14 protein-coding genes are annotated in these 18,503 nt (G+C 44.8%); 10 read left to right on the top strand and 4 right to left on the bottom strand.

The window, feature by feature from the left end:
- Nucleotides 1-104: 104 nt before the first annotated feature.
- From lpdA to MiAbW_RS12715, 6 genes are all read left to right on the top strand, one after another.
- A complete protein-coding gene (lpdA, locus tag MiAbW_RS12740; protein ID WP_151696416.1) occupies nucleotides 105-1,535 on the top strand; it encodes a dihydrolipoyl dehydrogenase in 1,431 nt (476 codons plus the stop codon).
- Nucleotides 1,536-1,658: 123 nt separating this feature from the next.
- Entirely contained in the window at nucleotides 1,659-1,835 is a 177-nt protein-coding gene (gene tatA, locus MiAbW_RS12735; RefSeq protein ID WP_151696415.1) for a twin-arginine translocase TatA/TatE family subunit, read from the top strand.
- A 543-nt stretch (nucleotides 1,836-2,378) separates the two neighbouring features.
- Nucleotides 2,379-2,888 carry a bidirectional hydrogenase complex protein HoxE gene (gene hoxE / locus MiAbW_RS12730; RefSeq protein ID WP_151696414.1) on the top strand — a complete coding sequence of 170 codons (510 nt, stop codon included), beginning with the start codon at nucleotides 2,379-2,381 and terminating at the stop codon, nucleotides 2,886-2,888.
- A 28-nt stretch (nucleotides 2,889-2,916) separates the two neighbouring features.
- The gene (nuoF, locus tag MiAbW_RS12725; protein WP_151696413.1) at nucleotides 2,917-4,524 is read left to right on the top strand and encodes an NADH-quinone oxidoreductase subunit NuoF; all 1,608 of its coding nucleotides are present in this window, start codon (nucleotides 2,917-2,919) and stop codon (nucleotides 4,522-4,524) included.
- 122 nt (nucleotides 4,525-4,646) lie between these two features.
- Nucleotides 4,647-5,132 carry a Tic20 family protein gene (locus MiAbW_RS12720; protein ID WP_151696412.1) on the top strand — a complete coding sequence of 162 codons (486 nt, stop codon included), beginning with the start codon at nucleotides 4,647-4,649 and terminating at the stop codon, nucleotides 5,130-5,132.
- 77 nt (nucleotides 5,133-5,209) lie between these two features.
- Nucleotides 5,210-6,583, top strand: a complete 1,374-nt coding sequence (locus MiAbW_RS12715) for a gluconeogenesis factor YvcK family protein (RefSeq protein ID WP_151696411.1) — start codon at nucleotides 5,210-5,212, stop codon at nucleotides 6,581-6,583.
- Nucleotides 6,584-6,718: 135 nt separating this feature from the next.
- Here the strand turns inward: MiAbW_RS12715 and MiAbW_RS12705 are convergent, their stop codons facing one another.
- From MiAbW_RS12705 to MiAbW_RS12690, 3 genes are all read right to left on the bottom strand, one after another.
- On the bottom strand, nucleotides 6,719-7,456 hold the full coding sequence (locus MiAbW_RS12705; RefSeq protein WP_151696410.1) for an ABC transporter ATP-binding protein: 738 nt from the start codon (nucleotides 7,454-7,456) through the stop codon (nucleotides 6,719-6,721).
- Nucleotides 7,457-7,580: 124 nt separating this feature from the next.
- A complete protein-coding gene (locus MiAbW_RS12695; RefSeq protein ID WP_016516721.1) occupies nucleotides 7,581-7,805 on the bottom strand; it encodes an indolepyruvate ferredoxin oxidoreductase subunit alpha in 225 nt (74 codons plus the stop codon).
- A gap of 95 nt (nucleotides 7,806-7,900) precedes the next feature.
- Nucleotides 7,901-9,586: a glycosyltransferase gene (locus MiAbW_RS12690; protein WP_151696408.1), complete on the bottom strand. Its 1,686-nt coding sequence runs from the start codon at nucleotides 9,584-9,586 to the stop codon at nucleotides 7,901-7,903.
- 196 nt (nucleotides 9,587-9,782) lie between these two features.
- Here MiAbW_RS12690 and tyrS point away from each other — a divergent pair, with 196 nt between their 5' ends.
- Nucleotides 9,783-11,000, top strand: a complete 1,218-nt coding sequence (gene tyrS, locus MiAbW_RS12685) for a tyrosine--tRNA ligase (protein ID WP_151696407.1) — start codon at nucleotides 9,783-9,785, stop codon at nucleotides 10,998-11,000.
- 16 nt (nucleotides 11,001-11,016) lie between these two features.
- On the opposite strand, the gene MiAbW_RS12680 is transcribed toward tyrS, so the two are convergent.
- Nucleotides 11,017-11,253: a ferredoxin-thioredoxin reductase variable chain gene (locus MiAbW_RS12680; RefSeq protein ID WP_151696406.1), complete on the bottom strand. Its 237-nt coding sequence runs from the start codon at nucleotides 11,251-11,253 to the stop codon at nucleotides 11,017-11,019.
- Between the two features lie 254 nt (nucleotides 11,254-11,507).
- On the opposite strand from MiAbW_RS12680, the gene carB reads away from it, so the two are divergent.
- The 3 genes from carB (at nucleotide 11,508) to MiAbW_RS12665 (ending at nucleotide 18,418) form a co-directional block, all read left to right on the top strand.
- The gene (carB, locus tag MiAbW_RS12675) at nucleotides 11,508-14,753 is read left to right on the top strand and encodes a carbamoyl-phosphate synthase large subunit (RefSeq protein ID WP_151696405.1); all 3,246 of its coding nucleotides are present in this window, start codon (nucleotides 11,508-11,510) and stop codon (nucleotides 14,751-14,753) included.
- A 63-nt stretch (nucleotides 14,754-14,816) separates the two neighbouring features.
- A complete protein-coding gene (locus MiAbW_RS12670; protein WP_151696404.1) occupies nucleotides 14,817-16,220 on the top strand; it encodes a TldD/PmbA family protein in 1,404 nt (467 codons plus the stop codon).
- A 374-nt stretch (nucleotides 16,221-16,594) separates the two neighbouring features.
- Entirely contained in the window at nucleotides 16,595-18,418 is a 1,824-nt protein-coding gene (locus MiAbW_RS12665) for a serine/threonine protein kinase (RefSeq protein WP_238707276.1), read from the top strand.
- Nucleotides 18,419-18,503: the final 85 nt, after the last annotated feature.

Raw genomic sequence — 18,503 nt, 5'->3', positions numbered from 1 at the left:
GCCTGATGGCTAAAAACTGGCTCCAGTTTTTAGCTGGGATAGCGCCGCTTGATCGCAGTGGAGCGTAAAATGGGATAATGCTAACTTTGAGAGTCAGAGAGACTATGAGTGAATTCGACTACGATTTAATTATTATCGGCGCTGGCGTTGGTGGCCACGGCGCAGCCCTACACGCGGTCAAATGTGGGCTAAAAACAGCTATTATCGAAGCCAAAGATATGGGAGGAACCTGTGTCAATCGCGGTTGTATTCCCTCTAAAGCTTTACTGGCAGCCTCGGGACGAGTGCGAGAATTAGCCGATAGTGACCATCTGAAAAGTCTAGGTATTGCCATCGGGGGCGTTAATTTTGACCGTCCGACAATTGCCGATCATGCTAACAACCTTGTCAGTAAAATTAGAGGCGATCTTACTAATAGTCTTAAACGTCTCAAGGTTGACACTATCCACGGTTGGGGAAAAATCGCCGGCCCGCAAAAAGTTAGCGTCATCGGGGATAGTGGCGAAAAAATCTACACAGCTAAGGATATTATGCTCTGTCCGGGGTCGGTTCCCTTTGTCCCACCGGGGATTGAGATCGATCATAAAACGGTTTTTACCAGCGATGAGGCCGTTAGACTGGAAACTTTACCCAAGTGGATTGCAATTATCGGCAGTGGTTATATCGGTCTGGAATTTTCGGATATATATACCGCTTTGGGTTGTGAAGTGACGATGATCGAAGCTTTAGATAGTCTCATGCCTGGATTTGACCCAGAAATCTCGAAAATTGCGGAAAGAGTTCTGATTAAACCTAGAGACATCGAGACTTATGTGGGAGTTTTGGCAAAAAGTATTAAACCGGGGAATCCTGTGGCCATTGAACTGGTGGACGCAAAAAGCAAAGAAGCGATCGAAATTTTAGAAGTAGATGCTTGTTTAGTCGCTACAGGAAGAATCCCTGCGACCAAGAGTCTCGGATTGGAATTTGTGGGGGTAGAACTGGATAAACGCGGTTTTATTGCGGTTAATGACAAAATGCAGGTAATTCAGGACGGTGAACCGATTCCCCATCTCTGGGCTGTGGGCGATGCTACGGGTAAAATGATGTTAGCTCACGCTGCTTCGGGTCAAGGGGTAATAGCCATTGAAAATATCTGTAATCGCCCAAAAACCATCGATTATCGCAGTATTCCCGCCGCCGCTTTTACCCACCCCGAAATTAGTTATGTGGGTTTAACGGAACCGCAAGCAGAAGCTTTGGGACAGGAAGAAGGGTATAAAGTCGCTGCTGTCAAAACCTATTTTAAGGGAAATTCCAAAGCTTTAGCGGAAGGAGAAACGGAAGGCATCGCTAAAGTCGTTTATCGTCAGGATACGGGCGAATTACTCGGTGTTCATATTATCGGTATCCACGCATCGGATTTAATTCAAGAAGCGGCCAATGCGATCGCTGAACGTAAATCTGTCCATGAACTCGCTTTCCGCATCCACACCCATCCAACTCTCTCAGAAGTCCTCGACGAAGCTTATAAACGCGCTGAAGTGGCGGTATAGAGGGGGTTAGGGATTAGGGGATAGGGAAATGGGGAAATGGGGAAATTCAATTAATACCCTAAAACCCCAACACCCTAAAACCCCAACACCCTTTTTTACTTTTTACTTTTTACTTTCAAGATTATGTTTGGATTAGGTTGGCCAGAAATAGTAATTATTACCGTGGTTGTTGTCCTGATATTTGGACCGAAAAAAATACCCGAATTTGGGGCAGCTTTGGGGAAAACTTTACGGGGATTTAAAGAAGAAATCAATAAAGATGATCAAGAAAGTGAAGACAGTGAAGAGAAGATGAAATAAATTTCCCTCTTGACTAAGTTGGTAGAGCAAGTTTCTTTGTTCTACGTTAAGATGTTGGGGGCTTCGTTTTTGGGTCTGATTTGTTGTTGTTAATGATCAGACAGTACCTGATGAGCCTTTCTCTGTCAACTCTTAAGGTTGATGCGTTTCATTTTTGAATGGGCGGTGGATAATTCTTGACAAATGAGGTTAAATTTATCTTCAAGAGGTTAGGGAAGGAGCTTAACAAAAATTAACTTGCTCAAGGTTGACAAACTTTCCTTGAACCACTTCATCAATTAAGTGGTCGTGCAGAATTTGGCTATTTTTGAGAGATGTCCTCTTGTAAGAAGCGGCTTTTTACCCCATGCCCCATCTCCTAATCCCTGACCGGTCACTGATAACAGAAAAATCCCCTATCCCCCAATAACTAAAGGAAAGATAAAGTTATCGATCGCCCTCCGGAGCCAGTGTCAGAATAAAAGCAGGGAGATGACCAAGGAAAACCCATAACTCTCCATCTTTTTCCCGTCATCGCCCCTAAAATTTATTTGGTTAAGATTTATGCAAACTGCCAATCCTCCTCAAACGGAGAAAAAAGAGCATCCCAGTGGCGATAAACGCTTCAAAGTCCTCGACATCACCATGAAGCGAGCAGGATATAATCAATCAGCCCTGATTGAAGTCCTGCACAAAGCGCAAGAAGCTTTTGGATTCCTAGAAGAAGATGTTCTCCTCTACGTTGCCCGGGCGCTAAAACTGCCCCTCAGTCGCGTCTATGGGGTAGCAACCTTCTATCATCTCTTTTCCCTGAAACCAGCGGGAAAACACACCTGTATTGTCTGTATGGGGACCGCTTGTTATGTCAAAGGCAGCGGCAAAATCCTCGAAGACATCGAAAACAGCTTTGATGTCAAAGTGGGAGAAACCACCGCCGATGGAGAAATTTCCCTAGTGTCGGCCCGTTGTATCGGGGCCTGTGGGATTGCGCCGGCCGTGGTCTTCGATGGAGTCGTGGCCCCGAAACAAGATTCGCAAACTGTCCTAGCGAAACTAAAGAGTTTCTCCCAGTAATTTTTCACTCTAGTGGATTGAGAAAAATATGGACTTACAAGAATTATTGGCAGTGGCCGCAAAAGAAAAAGCTAGACAAAAAAGCATCCGGGTGCATTGTTGCACTTCCACCGGTTGCCAAGCTGCTAACTCCCTCCAAATCGAAAAAAACCTCGACACTGCCGTTAAAGAGGCACACCTAGAGGATACAGTCGAAGTGGTGGGGGTCGGTTGTATGGGTTTTTGTGGTCGCGGTCCGTTGGTGGAAGTGGATCCCCAGGATCTCCTATACGAAGAAGTCACCCCAGAAAGTGCGGCCAGCATTATTGCGGCCTTAAACGGCGGCAAAACCGAGGTGCAATTAGGGGACTCAAAACATCCCTTTTTCTCCCATCAAGTCAAAATTGTCCGGGAAAATAGCGGTAAAATCGATCCCGATCGCATTGAGGAATATATCGCCGTCGGTGGCTATCAATCTCTCTACAAGGCCCTCTACGAGATGACTCCGGCCCAGGTGGTGGAGGAAATCACCAAAAGCGGTTTACGCGGCCGGGGCGGTGCCGGTTATCCAACTGGTTTAAAATGGGCAACGGTGGCTAAACAACCGGGTAAACAAAAATACGTTATCTGTAATGCCGATGAAGGGGATCCCGGGGCGTTTATGGACCGCAGTGTTTTGGAAAGTGACCCCCATTTAGTCCTAGAAGGAATGGCGATCGCTGCCTATGCTGTGGGGGCGGATCATGGTTATATCTATGTTAGGGCCGAATACCCTCTGGCGATCGATCGTCTGCAAAAAGCGATTAATCAGGCCAAAAAATTCGGTTTAATGGGTTCCCAAGTATTCGAGTCCACTTTCGATTTTAAGGTAGATATCCGCATCGGGGCGGGGGCCTTTGTCTGTGGAGAGGAAACCGCTCTCATCCATTCCATTGAAGGCGGCCGCGGCACTCCTCGCACCCGTCCCCCCTATCCGGCCCAATCGGGCCTCGATGGTTGTCCCACCCTGATTAATAACGTCGAGTCCTACGCTAATATCGCCGCTATTATCCGCGAGGGGGCTGCTTGGTATGCCAATATCGGTACTGCCAGCAGTAAAGGGACAAAAATCTTCGCTTTAACGGGAAAAATCCGCAATAATGGGCTGATTGAAGTGCCGATGGGCATTACTCTCCGGGAAATTGTCGAGGAGATGGGGGGTGGTGTTCCCGATGGTCAAGTAAAAGCGGTACAAACTGGCGGCCCCTCTGGGGGTTGTATTCCCGCTAATTTACTCGATACTCCCGTGGATTACGAATCCTTAGCCAAACTCGGTTCGATGATGGGATCCGGGGGTATGGTGGTCATGGATGACACCACCAGCATGGTGGAAGTGGCGAAATTCTATATGGAATTCTGTCGCGAGGAGTCCTGTGGTAAATGTATCCCCTGTCGCACGGGAACAGTACAAATGTTTGAATTATTGGCCAAAATTATCGCTCGAAAGGCCGATATTCACGACCTCGAAAACTTAGAACATCTCTGTCAAATGGTCAAGGAAACCAGTCTTTGTGGTCTTGGTCAAAGCGCTCCCAATCCGATTTTAAGTACCCTAAAGTATTTTAAGGAGGAATATCTGGCTCTGTTACAGGAAATCAAGCACCCCGTCTCTGTTTGAGAATAACTCGCTCGAGGCCTAACAATGTTCGGCCTCGATCAATTTTTTCGGTTACGGGAAGTCTGGTGGGCTGCCGGGTTATCTTGAAGAGAGTTAGCAGTAGTCTCAGGAGACAATAGATTATGACTTGGCGCGGCTCAACCGATACAAAAGATCGCATTTTTGCAGCTTTAGTATATCTTTTACCCTTATATTCGGCCTTTGCCTTCGGTATCTTTATCTTTCAGCAAATTCCTTTTTTAGGAGCGGCCTTAGCAATAGTTTTAACTCCCTTAGCTTTTCTCTATAGTTCTCTGGGAAGCTTTGGCAGTTTAATCATCTTTTTCGTCCTCTTTTTTGCCGTGGTACGCAATCCCCGCATCAGTCATTTTATCCGGTTTAACACCATGCAGGCGATTTTAATCGATATTTTGGTGTATTTATTGGGATTGGCCTTAGGTTTCTTTGCTAGGGGTTTAGGGGCGAATTTGGTGGTAGAAACTCTTTTTAACGTCGTCTTTTTGGGAGCATTTGCCGCCTGTGTTTACAGCATTATACAGTCGTTTATCGGCAAATACGCCGATATTCCCACAATTTCCGAGGCGGCCTATTCCCAAGTGGGGGGTTAGGTTAGCTTGAGTTTGTCCCCTTTTTCGGCTACAGTCTCTCCAGAATCAATGAATGCGTTCGCTGCCAGGCCACATCTATGAGTCCATTTAAACAGACGCTACGGGAACTCAACGCTCAGAAGGGGAAAATAGCCGCTTCTGTGGGCAAAAAAACGCCTAAACGGGTTAATCGTTGGTTTAAATGGCTTTATCCCGGTCTTTTTGTCAAACGCTGGCTTTTAATCAGTTTAACCGGCGTTTTTCTCACCTCCTTCGGTTTGGCTATTTGGGTAAAATTAACCCCAGTTAATCGCTTTTTAGAGTTTGTTTCCCAAGCATTAGAAACGATCGCCCGTTTGGTCCCCAATTCTGTTTCCGGACCACTGGCGGTTTTGCTGGGTGTCTTTTTGTTATTCTGGGGTCAGAGTCGCACAGTCGAAACGATTACAGAAGCACTACAACCGGACGCATCGGAGGAATTAGTTGATCTCCTACGCACCCATCGTCGTCTCCATCGCGGCCCGAAAATCGTGGCTATCGGTGGCGGTACAGGTTTATCGACGCTTTTACGGGGTTTAAAACAGTATAGTTCCAATATCACCGCTATTGTCACCGTAGCTGATGATGGCGGTTCTTCGGGCCGATTACGCCGGGAAATGGGCATTTTACCCCCGGGGGATATTCGCAATTGTATCGCCGCTTTAGCCGATGAGGAAAAGTTATTAACGGAATTGTTTCAATATCGCTTTCATGCCGGGGATGGTTTATCGGGCCACAGTTTTGGTAATTTATTTATCAGTGCTATGACCGAGATTACTGGGGATCTGGAACAGGCGATCGATGCTAGTGCCAAAGTTTTGGCGATTCGCGGCAAAGTGCTACCGGCTACCCTTACCGATGTTAGTCTCTGGGCTAAGTTAGCCGATGGGCGCATTATTGAGGGAGAATCGAAGATAACCGAAGCTATGGGCCAAATTCGTCAGATTGGCTGTCATCCTGCCGATCCGGTCGCTTTACCGGCGGCTTTAGCGGCAATTAAGGAGGCAGATTATATTATCATCGGGCCGGGTAGTCTTTATACCAGTATTATCCCTAATTTGTTGGTTCCCGCAATTCGTCAGGCCCTGGCACAGGTGACAGTCCCCCGGGTCTATGTTTGTAATATTATGACCCAGCCCGGGGAAACAGACAATTATTCGGTGGCTGATCATTTGCGAGCGATCGAAGGAGTCTGTGAAGAACGCGTCTTTGATGCGGTTTTGGCCCAAAGAACTGCACCATCGCCCCAATCTCTACAATTATACGCCCAAGAGCATAGTCATCCCGTCTTTTTAGATCGCGAGGAGGTGGGAAAAATGGGTTATCGCATTATCTTAGCGAATGTAATGGCAGAAGATGAAGTTACTGCCAAAGTTCGTCACGATCCCCAACGTTTAGCCCGAGTTTTATGGCGCTGGTATGCTAAAAAGTGAAACAATGCCTACTTTTCTGTTTTGCTTCAATTAAAATTAAGGCTCTGGGGAACGAACCACAGAGACACAAAGGACACAAAGATTGATCGCTTCTAGATAAGTTAGATTTATCACACAAAGAACAAGAGAGCCAAATTAATTCTTTCCTGGTGCGCCATGGTGGGCCGCACCGAGGTATAATTCCCCTACTTTCGGGTTATTGAGTAAATCTTGACCCGATCCCTGAAAACGATCTTGACCACTTTCTAAAACATAACCTCGATCGGACATCATTAGGGCTTTTTTGGCATTCTGTTCCACTAAAATAATGGCAGTTCCCGTCTGATTAATCGCTTTTATCTGTTCAAAAACGCTGGTTACTAAGATAGGAGATAAAGCTGCCGAAGGTTCATCGAGAATTAATAAATCTGGTTGCAACATCAGCGCTCGTCCCATGGCTAACATCTGTCTTTCTCCTCCGGATAAAGTGCCAGCTTTCTGACGACGGCGCTCAAGCAAACGGGGAAACATGGCATAAATGCGCTCTTTTAGCGGTTTAATCGCTTTTTCACTGGTAAAAGCCCCCATTTCCAGATTTTCCTCGATGCTCAGGGACGGGAAAACATTAGCAATTTGGGGAACATAACCCATACCGAGGGGAACGATTTGATTAGATTTCCAACCGACGATATTTTTTCCCTTAAAAGTGATGGTTCCAGCACTGGGTTTTAATAAACCAAAAATCGTCTTAGCAAGGGTAGATTTTCCCGCACCATTGGGACCGATAACCGTGACTAATTCCCCCGGTGCAATGCGAAAGTTAACCCCTTGCAATATGTATAAATCCTGCACATAACCAGCATAAACTTGTTCGACTTCTAAAAGATAATCCATGGCAAGGTAAAAAGGAGAGAGTAATATGAATGGGGAAGTGGGGAAGTGGGGAAGTGGGGAGCATTTTCATTGAACAGTAAGCAGTAAACTGAAAACTCACAACTGATAACTGATAACTGATAAATTAGGGCGTTTTTTGTAAATCGGGACGTTCTTCTGGGAGAATTGCACCTTCGACGGGACATACTTGAAGACAGATACCACAGTCAATACAAGTGGCAAAATCAATCCAATACCAATCGGTTCCTTTAACATTTTTACCCGGTCCCGGATGGATACAAGCAACAGGACAAGCGGAAACGCAATCAGCAACCCCTTCACAAATTCCAGTGACGATCGAATGTGGCACAGTGTTTTCTCCTCTAATTCTTAACATTACTTTACCACTTTTAGGCACTGCTCTGCCATGATTGTAATCATTGTTAGGAAACTTCCCTTAATTTTCTAAAATCTTGGGAGTTTTTTCTTGATCTTAGCAAGAAGTAAGATAGGAGTTTTGCCGATGGTTTTTACTATTCCCTTACGGGAGGACAAATAGTTAATTTCTTCCTGTAATTTCTGATTATTTTTCTGGAGATTATTATGATTATTTTCTAATTCTTTTAGTGATATTTCCATCTGTTGCATACTATGATAATCTTGCTGTTGTTTCAGATACATTGTCTGTTGCGCTTCCTGTAATTTTCTTAACTCTAACCAGACTTGATCCTGACTTAATTCGTTCCGTTGACTGAGCGCATACCAGAGAAAATTACTGATTTCTACCGCTATTTTTTGATTAACTTCAACAAGCTCGATAATATCAATTTTTTTGGGGGTAATTTTTGGGTATAACCTTCTTAAATCTTGGGCGATATCAAAGGAAAAAGCGATGATTATAGAAGCGGATAAAATTGCATAGTGTTTTTCTAAATCCACTGGTAAATTGCCGTTTTCTTCTGGGAACTCAGAAGCAAGAAAAAGTAGAGAAGGAGTGGTTAAGGGACTGGTATAAAAAGTGGAAATAAATAAATTAGCCTGTAGGCGATCGCAAATAGCTTGAATTTTTCTGGCATCCTTTCCCGTACAATTATAATCGTAGGATTCTGCGGGCCAATATTTAAATTCTTCCCATCGTGGTGCGGTGTTATTTCTATCTAAAATAACAATGTGTTGACTCAATTCTAATTGACTCCAATGCTCTAGAATTGAAGACCAAACCCTGGCTAATTTTCCTTGATCGATTTGAAAAATTACGCCATCAATAACAATAATTGGGGGTTTCTTCTGGGAGATAGCTTGAATTGTTTCTAATTTTTCTCGCTCATCCTTATTTAAAATTTTCCCTAAATCTTCCATCTTAACTGGATTGGGTTTAATTTCTATATCCTTAATTTCTAGGTGAGGAATTTCATAGATTTTACACACTTGATAATGTTCCTCTAATGCTTGACCATTGCTGCCATGTTCTAAACCTTTGAGATTTAAATAATATAACCCTAAAATCTCAGGAATCAAAGCCATTTTTTTACCTTTACTGCCGATTCTTAACCAAAATTCGTAATCACCAGCACAGTGAAAACTTTCCTGAAAATAACCATATTTATCGTGCAGCATTTTTCGCCACATTGGTTGAGAACCCACACAACAACCTTGACGCATCTGTTGATAGGAGTAATTTGGCCAATTCCAATGTTTTAAAGCTGAGGTAGTGGCAAAAGTATCATTTTTGATTGTAGTAATTAATTGATCAGCATAAACTAAACTAATCTCTCTATTATTATCTAGATAATTAGCCATAATTTCCAGAGCATTGAAACAGCGACGGTCATCAGTATTCCCATTAGTGAGATAGGAACCCCTAGCTAGTTTAATAGCGCGATTCCAAGCGCAGTAGAGGGTTTCTCGTTCTGTAGTTCTCTGGTAAATAATATTAGGATAATTTTCTTGAAACTCTTGGATAATCTCCCCTTCGTTCTCCGGAGAAGCACTATCGATAATAATAATTTCTACTTCTCCCTTTTCATAAAGAGTTTGAGTAATTAAATCCTCTAGACAACCCAGTATAAACTCCGCTGATTTATAGGTAGAAACGATTACGGAAACTTTGATCCTCTGCACGGGTATAGAGTTATTAAAACTAGGATTCATCGGCTTATCTGATCGCAATTCAAGACAGAAAATTTTTTGATAGTTTTGAAAAAGAAGATTTTAAGACTCTATATTCGATCGGGAGAATTGTCAAGATATTATCGACTCTTAGTGAAGATGCCGGTTTATTTACCTTTTGCTTGTTACTTGACATAATAAAAAACTATAATAGGAAGGCTGTGGAAAATGTGCAACGATGACCGTATCTTCCTCCCTAGACTGGCTAACCCGTGGAACCAGTGATTTATTCCCCCATCAACCCGACTCCCAAGATCCTAGGGAAAATTTAACCCAACTACTGCAAACTACCGATCGCCCTTTAAGAATTAAACTAGGTATTGACCCCACCGGCAGCGATATTCACCTAGGCCATAGTATCCCTTTTCGGAAACTGCGTGCTTTCCAGGATGCCGGTCATGTAGCAGTGGTGATTATTGGCGATTTTACCGCTAGAATCGGCGATCCGACGGGAAAATCGGAAGTTAGAAAACAATTGACCATCGAAGAAGTGAGAGCTAATGCTGAGAATTATCTGGCACAATTACACCCAATTTTAGATTTTAACACCCCTAATCGCCTAGAAATTCGCTATAACTCGGAATGGTTGGGGAAATTAGACCTCTCGCAAATTCTCGAACTTCTCTCCACCATGACCGTGGGGCAAATGTTGGCAAAAGAAGGCTTTTCCGAACGCTACGACCGGGAAACCCCGATTTTTCTCCATGAATTTCTCTATCCCTTAATGCAGGGTTATGATTCCGTAGCTGTTGAGGCCGATGTGGAATTGGGAGGAACCGATCAAAAATTTAATATTGCCGTCGGTCGTGATTTACAGAAATATTTCGCTAAAAAACCGCAATTCGGGCTACTTTTACCGATTTTAATCGGAACCGATGGCAGTCAAAAAATGTCCAAATCCCTGAATAATTATGTGGGATTGCGGGAATCGGCCCTGTCCATGTACTCGAAACTGGAAAAAACCCCCGACGCTTTGTTAAAAGATTATTACGAACTATTGACAAATTTGCCATTAGATGCTATGCCGATCAATCCGCGAGAGGCACAAAAACAACTGGCGATCGAGGTAGTTGCCCAGTTTCACGGGAAAGAGGAGGCATTAAAAGCACAAAAAACGGCGCAGGAGATAGTTCTACAGGGAAATATGGCAGCTGCGGACTCTGTCCCCGAATTTTCCCTAGCAGCGGTCACTTTTCCTCTGAAATTATTCTATCTTCTTTCGGCCACCGGCTTATGTAAAAGTAGCGGCGAAGGGAGAAGACAGATTCAGGGGGGCGCGGTGAGGATCGATAGTGAGAAAATCACCGATGTGGACAAAAATTTTGAGACAGCCGAAGCTTTAACCGGAAAAGTACTACAGGTGGGCAAAAATAAATTTATTCGCTTTGTAGCTTAAATAAGCGAAAAAGTCCCTATTCGGCGGCTTTTTCCAGGATTTCTAACTCAAAATCTCGAAAATGGGCTTTAAACTTTTTACTGAACTCCACAAGGACGGGTAGGTTGGCGCTAACTGGCCTACCACGCCATTCGGTGACCAACGCTTTTACCTCTCCCTCTAGTCCTTTCACGTCAAAAGGATCCGATTTGTGTTCAGGATGATGATAAACTACCACGGACTCAATTACACGAACTCGATCGCCAACTTTCATAAACTCTCTAGCGAAGACAAACGCCTATTGTATCTTTGAAAACAATCTTATCATCGTACGCGATATCAGTGATCAGTAAACAGTGATCAGTTATCAGGGAAATGGGGGAAGTGGGGAAGTGGAGAGAAAAAAGCTGCCGACCGCCGACCGCCTCCTCAAGCAAACAAGGTCATTAAACCTAAATAAAGCTTTGCGGGATTGAGGGTGACAACATATACAATGATTGGGGTTTATCGTCAAGCAACCCTAAGCCTATGCCACGCCGTGATGACTTACAGAAAATCCTAATCTTGGGCGCTGGCCCGATTGTCATCGGACAAGCCTGTGAATTCGACTATTCGGGAACTCAAGCCTGTAAAGCCCTACGAGAAGAAGGTTATGAGGTAATTTTAGTCAATTCTAACCCCGCCTCGATCATGACCGATCCAGAAATGGCCGATCGCACCTACATTGAACCAATTCTGCCGGAAATTGTTGAGAAAATTATCGCTAAAGAACGTCCTGATGCGATTCTACCGACGATGGGCGGTCAAACTGCCCTCAATACTGCGGTAGCTTTGGCCAAAAGCGGCGTTTTAGAAAAATATAACGTGGAACTGATCGGGGCAAAACTTCCCGCTATTGAAAAAGCCGAAGATAGGGAACTATTTAAAGAAGCAATGGAGAAAATCGGTGTTCCCGTCTGTCCTTCGGGGATTGCCAACAATTTAGAGGAGGCGAAAGCGATCGCCCATCAGATCGGTTCCTATCCTCTCATTATCCGGCCGGCCTTCACTTTAGGGGGAACCGGGGGCGGTATTGCCTATAACCAAGAAGAATTTGAACCGATGGCCCAGTATGGGCTAGATTGTTCGCCTACATCGCAAATTCTCGTCGAAAAATCCCTAATTGGCTGGAAAGAATACGAATTAGAGGTTATGCGCGATCTAGCCGATAACGTGGTGATCATCTGTTCGATCGAAAACTTTGACCCGATGGGGGTCCATACCGGCGACTCGATTACGGTTGCGCCCGCCCAAACCCTAACCGATAAAGAATACCAACGCCTCCGGGACTATTCTAAAGCAATTATTCGGGAAATTGGCGTAGAAACCGGCGGATCGAACATCCAATTCTCCGTTAATCCCACTAACGGGGACGTAATCGTGATTGAGATGAATCCCCGGGTATCCCGTTCTTCGGCCCTAGCATCGAAAGCCACGGGATTCCCGATCGCTAAATTTGCCGCTAAACTAGCAGTAGGCTACACTTTAGACGAAATTCCCAACGATATCACCAAAAAAACCCCAGCTTCCTTTGAACCGACTATCGATTACGTCGTCACCAAAATTCCTCGCTTTGCCTTCGAGAAATTCCCCGGATCCCAACCGATTCTAACCACCCAGATGAAATCCGTCGGGGAAGCCATGGCTATCGGTCGAACTTTCCAAGAATCCTTTCAAAAAGCACTTCGATCCCTAGAAACGGGGCGTTTTGGCTTTGGTTGCGATAAAGTCGAAACTCTGCCCCCCCTCTCGGAAGTCCGGGCTAGTTTGCGGACACCTAACCCCGAACGAGTTTATAGCATCTATCATGCTTTCAAATTGGGCATGAATGGGGAGGAAATCCACGAACTAACCGGGATTGATCCCTGGTTCCTCGATAAATTGGCCGATTTGATGGAAACCGAGAAGTTTCTCAAACGAACTCCCCTGAAAAGTCTCAGCCAAGAGAACCTATTCGCTATTAAACAACAGGGTTTTAGCGATCGCCAAATCGCCTTCGCCACCAACAGCAGCGAGGACGAAGTGAGAAGTTATCGCAAGGGTTTGGGTATTGTTCCAGTCTATAAAATGGTGGATACCTGCGCGGCGGAATTTGAAGCCCTAACACCCTATTATTATTCCACCTACGAACAGGTAGAATCGGAAGTTTTGCCCTCCGATAAACGCAAAGTCATGATCCTCGGTGGTGGTCCCAATCGCATCGGCCAGGGGATAGAATTTGACTACTGTTGTTGTCATGCCGCTTTTTCCCTCAGTCAAGCCGGTTTTGAGACGATTATGGTCAACTCTAACCCGGAAACTGTCTCCACCGATTACGATACCAGTGATCGCCTTTACTTTGAACCCCTGACCAAAGAAGATGTCTTAAATATCATCGAAGCGGAACAACCAGAGGGTTTAATTATTCAATTCGGTGGGCAAACTCCCTTAAAACTGGCGGTTCCCCTTCAAAAATATTTAGAATCGCCTAATTGTCCCGTAAATACCAAAATTTGGGGAACTTCACCCGATTCGATCGATGCCGCCGAAGATCGGGAACGGTTTGAAAAAATCCTCCGACAATTAGATATCCGACAACCTCCCAACGGTATTGCCCGCAGTTTCCAAGAATCCCAAGCGGTGGCTAAACGCATCGGTTATCCTGTGGTAGTACGTCCGTCCTACGTCTTAGGCGGTCGGGCGATGGAAATCGTCTATTCCGATAGCGAATTGGAACGCTATATGAAGTATGCGGTACAGATAGAACCAGATCACCCGATTTTAATCGATAAATTCCTCGAAAATGCCATCGAAGTGGATGTGGATGCCCTGTCAGATGCCACGGGAACGGTAGTTATCGGGGGATTAATGGAACATATCGAACAAGCGGGCGTACATTCGGGCGATTCTGCCTGTTCTATCCCCCATACGTCCCTGACCGACTCGGTTTTAACCACAATTCGACAATGGACGGTGGAACTGGCGAAAGCTTTAAAAGTAGTCGGTTTGATGAATATCCAGTATGCGGTACAGGGGGAGACAGTTTATATCTTAGAAGCGAATCCCCGGGCTAGTCGTACCGTTCCCTACGTTTCCAAAGCAACGGGAGTTCCTTTAGCAAAAGTTGCCTCCCTCGTCATGTCAGGCCGAACCCTGACGGAATTGGGTATCATCAGCGAAGCAATTCCCCGTCATATCGCCGTCAAAGAAGCGGTTTTACCCTTCCAGAAGTTCCCCGGCGCCGATACTCTCCTGGGACCAGAAATGCGTTCTACAGGCGAAGTAATGGGGATTGACAGCGATTTTGGCAAAGCTTTCGCTAAAGCAGAAATGGCCGCCGGCGTGATTTTAGCCACCAGTGGAACGGTTTTCGTCTCGATGAATGATCGCGATAAAACCCCCATGGTTCCCGTGGTTAAGGATCTGCAATCCCTCGGTTTTCGCGTCGTCGCCACTTCGGGAACTCGTGAAGTTTTGTTAGAAAACGGTTGCGAAAATATCGATTTAGTGCTAAAGATTCACGAAGGTCGTCCCCACGTTATCGATTGGATCAAAAATGACTGGATTCAGTTTATTGTCAATACTCCCAGTGGTGAAGAATCCCAAAACGATGGCCGACAAATTCGCCGTACTGCCCTCGATTATAAGTTACCAATTATCACCACTATCGCCGGGGCAAAAGCGACGGTAGCAGCCTTAAAATCCCTGCAATCCCAACCTTTAGAAGTGAAAGCTTTACAGGATTATCTCACCTAATTTCAGTTATCAGTTATCAGTATCACCCCACACCCACACCATTCTCCCCACTTCCTAATTCCCATGACCGATACTCTAAACGACTATAAAAACCTAATTAGCGAACTGATTAACCGTTATAAAAACCGCGTCGATTTCCTGACAATTCGTCTGGAAGAAGCGCGGGGGACAAATATTCTACTGCGTTCCGAACGAGTAGAAACCCTCAGCGAAGGTATTGCTATCGGTGGTCAGGTACGCGCCTGTTATAAAGGAGGTTGGGGATTTGCCAGCTTTAATCAATTATCCAGTTTACAGGAACGATTAGAAGATGCGATCGCTGCTGCCCGTTTAATTGGGGAAGAAGAAACCCTGATTGCCCCGGTAGAACCTGTAATTATTAGTTGTGAATTGCCTTTAACGGGAACAGACCCGCGTTTAGTACCATTAGCTGATAAAAAGGCCCTCTGCGATCGCTATAATAACCTATTGCGTCAACACCATGCCAGTATTGCCACCACTTCCGTCCGTTACAGCGATAGCAGTCAACATATTCTTTTAGCCACTTCTGACGGGACTTTAATCGAACAAAAATGGTCAGACTTAGAAATGCGTTTTTCGGCCACCGCTAGGGATGGGGACAGCGTACAAACGGGCCGGGAAACCACCGGATCCCGAAAAGCTTTCGAGGATCTGGTCAATTTAGAAGAACAGGTGCAAGGGTCGGCTAAACGGGCAGTACAAGCCCTAGTTTTGCCCCCTGTCAAGGGCGATACCTACACCGTCGTCATCGATCCCATTTTAACCGGTCTGTTCGTCCATGAGGCTTTTGGCCACCTTTCCGAGGCAGATATGTTATACGAAAATCCCGACCTTTTGGAAGTGATGAGTATGGGCAAACGTTTCGGACCAGATAACCTGCAAATCTTTGACGGGGCCTATCCGGAAGGTCATCGGGGCAGTTATTTTTATGACGATGAGGGAACCCCCGCAACGACGACTCAGTTAATTAAAGATGGGGTTTTGGTGGGAAGACTGCATTCGCGGGAAACGGCGGGCAAATTAGGCGAAAAACCGACCGGTAACGCCCGTTGTCTCAATTATCATTATCCGCCCATTGTCCGCATGACCAACACTTGGATTGAACGGGGAACCACTGCCGTTAAAGAGTTATTTTCGGGGATAAAAACGGGAGTTTATGCCCAAAATTGGCAGGGAGGCATGACTAACGGCGAAATGTTCACTTTTAGCGCCGGGGAAGCTTGGATGATTCGCGATGGAGAAATTGCTGAACCCGTTAAAGATGTGACTCTCTCCGGTAATGTCTTTAAAACCCTAGGCAATATTGAGGCAATTGGGGATGATTTCTACTGGGATGAGTCGGGAGGCTGCGGAAAAGGCGGTCAAAGTGGTTTACCCGTCGGCTGCGGTGGCCCCAGTCTCCGCATCCGCGATGTGGTGGTGGGGGGAGAAGCAGATATTCAGTAATCAGTGATCAGTAAACAGTAAACAGTAAACAGCTTCTGAGGGCAAGAGGCCCCCAGAAAGAATCTGGCAATTCTCCTACCTAAAAAGAAGGTTAGAAACTTAATAATCGTTCAGGGGGGGACGAAATCTGGTAATCTGAGAGACATCGATGAAAAGTACCTACGGTCGATACCAACAATTAAGGCTGACTCTGCTGCCCCAAGAGAGTCCTTCCACAGAGTCAAGACCACTGGCTACTTGACCCGCTCTGAACGGTTACTAAGTAGGTAGTTGGAATTAGATATAAGATGGATAGCCTTGAAAGGCTTGCTGTGACTCAATTCCCCAGAAAATTAATTGCACCTACCTACTTATATTGTTTTTCTCTGACAGCCATGACTACCCTGCCTGATTTTAGTGCCTACGGTTATCAAGTTACTGAGCAACTCAATCAGAATCTTCAAGGAGGTATAATTACCTATAAGGCTCTTGAAATCGCCAACGAAAAGCCAGTGGTGATTAAACAGTTTCGCTTTGCTACTAGGAGTGATTGGGATAGTTACAAGGCAATTGAAAGAGAAATTGAGGTTTTACAAGGGTTAAATCATCCTGGTATTCCCCGATATTTGGCGCAATTTGATCCAAGTAATGGTTTATGTTTAGTCCAGGAATATAAAGAGGCTCAACCTTTATCAAAACTTCGTGGTTTTAGTCCTGAAGAGATCAAAAGTATTGCCACACAAGTCTTAGAAATTTTGATTTATTTGCAAAAGAGAAAGCCGAGCATTTTCCACCGCGATATTAAACCAGAAAATGTTTTAGTTGATGAGATTTCTTCTGTCTCGTCTCTTCCAGATGGGGGAGAGATCAAAGCTTATTTAATTGATTTTGGCTTGGCGAGAATTGGCAATAGTACAATGGCTTTGAGCAGTCTGATAGGGGGTACACTTGGATTTATGCCTCCCGAACAAGTCCATAATCAAAAATTAACTAAAGCTTCTGATTTATATGGATTAGGAGCGACCTTAATCTGTTTAATCACTCAAACTAAATCGGCTGATATTGGTACTTTGGTTGATTTTTCTACTAACAAAATTACTTTCAAAGACAAAGTATCTAAGTTTAGTTTAGGGTTTATTCAATGGTTAGAAAAAATGGTCGAGCCTAATCCAGCTAACCGTTACCAAAATGCCCGGTTAGCTTTGGAAGCGTTAAAATCTCTAGATTTAATCCGCATTCCAGAGGTTAGTTTAGATAAATTAGAATTAGATTTTGTGGCCAATTCCGTTGGTCAAGAACTGAGCAAAACTATCACAGTTACTAATACTATTCCTGATACTATGCTACAAGGAGAATGGTCAGTTTCTCCTCATCCTAAAGATCCGCCCCATACTCCCGATAGTCACAGTTGGATTAGTTTTTCGCCACGAAAATTTGAGAGTAATCAGGTTAATTGTTTGCTTAGGGTTGATACCAGCAAGTTAAAAGCCAATAAAAATTATGAAAGGGAGATTGTTTTAAACAGTAATGCAAGACAGGAAAAGTATTATTTAAAAGTTAAGGTTAAAACTGCCCCCCTCCAACTCAATGTTTCTCTTCCGCCTTATGGGTTTATATTAGCTTTTGGTTTAGTTTTAGCGCTCATTTCAGGTATCGGGTTACAGGTTGGGCTGTTGGAAAATGTGATTGGCAGGTGGATTGCCGTGGGGATTTTCACGGCGATTGCCCTGGGGATTTACTCGTCAAAGAATAGTGACTGGCTTGACTTTGAGGATCTGCTTTTGGGTTACCTGGTTCCGTTTATGTTTTCAGGAGTGTTGGTGGCGATTGGCTGGATGATTGTAGTGGTGATTGGCGTGGTGATTCGCTGGGCGAGTACGGGAGTGATTGACACTTTTGAGATTATCGACTCAATTAAGATACCGCTGGCGATTTCACTGGGGTTTGGCGTGGTGCTGGCGATTAGCTGGGCGATTGGCAGAGCAATTAGGGCAATTCCCTGGAACGGGGGGCGGGCTATCGCTTTGTCTGTTTTGACGGCAGCTACAGGTATTTTAACAGGAATTGGTGCAGTAATTGGCTTTAATTCTTATCTGCTTGCTGGTTTAACTGCTGCTGCTTTACCCCTAGCAGGAATGTTAATTTATCCACCGTTGAAACTGGTAAGATTAAAAGCCCAACACCGCCGCCAAGAATCCCAGAATTTGATTGAACCGTAGATTTTTCCCAACCTGCTTTTTCCCAATCCTCTGCGTCAATTGCTGGTATCAAGGGAGTTTACAGGTTATGATATCAAAACTGTTC

This window comes from Microcystis aeruginosa NIES-4325 (assembly GCF_008974145.1).
GTDB classification, from domain to species: domain Bacteria; phylum Cyanobacteriota; class Cyanobacteriia; order Cyanobacteriales; family Microcystaceae; genus Microcystis; species Microcystis aeruginosa_G.
The sequence above is the reverse complement of the archived record's forward strand: the minus strand, read 5'-3'. Positions and strand labels throughout refer to the sequence as shown.

What these genes read in the sequence shown, in the direction of transcription:
- tatA (WP_151696415.1), top strand. Translation starts at nt 1,659, where the DNA reads ATGTTTGGATTAGGTTGGCCAGAAATAGTAATTATTACCGTGGTTGTT.
- MiAbW_RS12680 (WP_151696406.1), bottom strand. Translation starts at nt 11,253, where the DNA reads ATGAAAGTTGGCGATCGAGTTCGTGTAATTGAGTCCGTGGTAGTTTAT.
- MiAbW_RS12720 (WP_151696412.1), top strand. Translation starts at nt 4,647, where the DNA reads ATGACTTGGCGCGGCTCAACCGATACAAAAGATCGCATTTTTGCAGCT.
- MiAbW_RS12665 (WP_238707276.1), top strand. Translation starts at nt 16,595, where the DNA reads ATGACTACCCTGCCTGATTTTAGTGCCTACGGTTATCAAGTTACTGAG.
- MiAbW_RS12705 (WP_151696410.1), bottom strand. Translation starts at nt 7,456, where the DNA reads ATGGATTATCTTTTAGAAGTCGAACAAGTTTATGCTGGTTATGTGCAG.
- carB (WP_151696405.1), top strand. Translation starts at nt 11,508, where the DNA reads ATGCCACGCCGTGATGACTTACAGAAAATCCTAATCTTGGGCGCTGGC.
- lpdA (WP_151696416.1), top strand. Translation starts at nt 105, where the DNA reads ATGAGTGAATTCGACTACGATTTAATTATTATCGGCGCTGGCGTTGGT.
- tyrS (WP_151696407.1), top strand. Translation starts at nt 9,783, where the DNA reads ATGACCGTATCTTCCTCCCTAGACTGGCTAACCCGTGGAACCAGTGAT.
- MiAbW_RS12690 (WP_151696408.1), bottom strand. Translation starts at nt 9,586, where the DNA reads ATGAATCCTAGTTTTAATAACTCTATACCCGTGCAGAGGATCAAAGTT.
- hoxE (WP_151696414.1), top strand. Translation starts at nt 2,379, where the DNA reads ATGCAAACTGCCAATCCTCCTCAAACGGAGAAAAAAGAGCATCCCAGT.
- nuoF (WP_151696413.1), top strand. Translation starts at nt 2,917, where the DNA reads ATGGACTTACAAGAATTATTGGCAGTGGCCGCAAAAGAAAAAGCTAGA.
- MiAbW_RS12715 (WP_151696411.1), top strand. Translation starts at nt 5,210, where the DNA reads ATGAGTCCATTTAAACAGACGCTACGGGAACTCAACGCTCAGAAGGGG.
- MiAbW_RS12670 (WP_151696404.1), top strand. Translation starts at nt 14,817, where the DNA reads ATGACCGATACTCTAAACGACTATAAAAACCTAATTAGCGAACTGATT.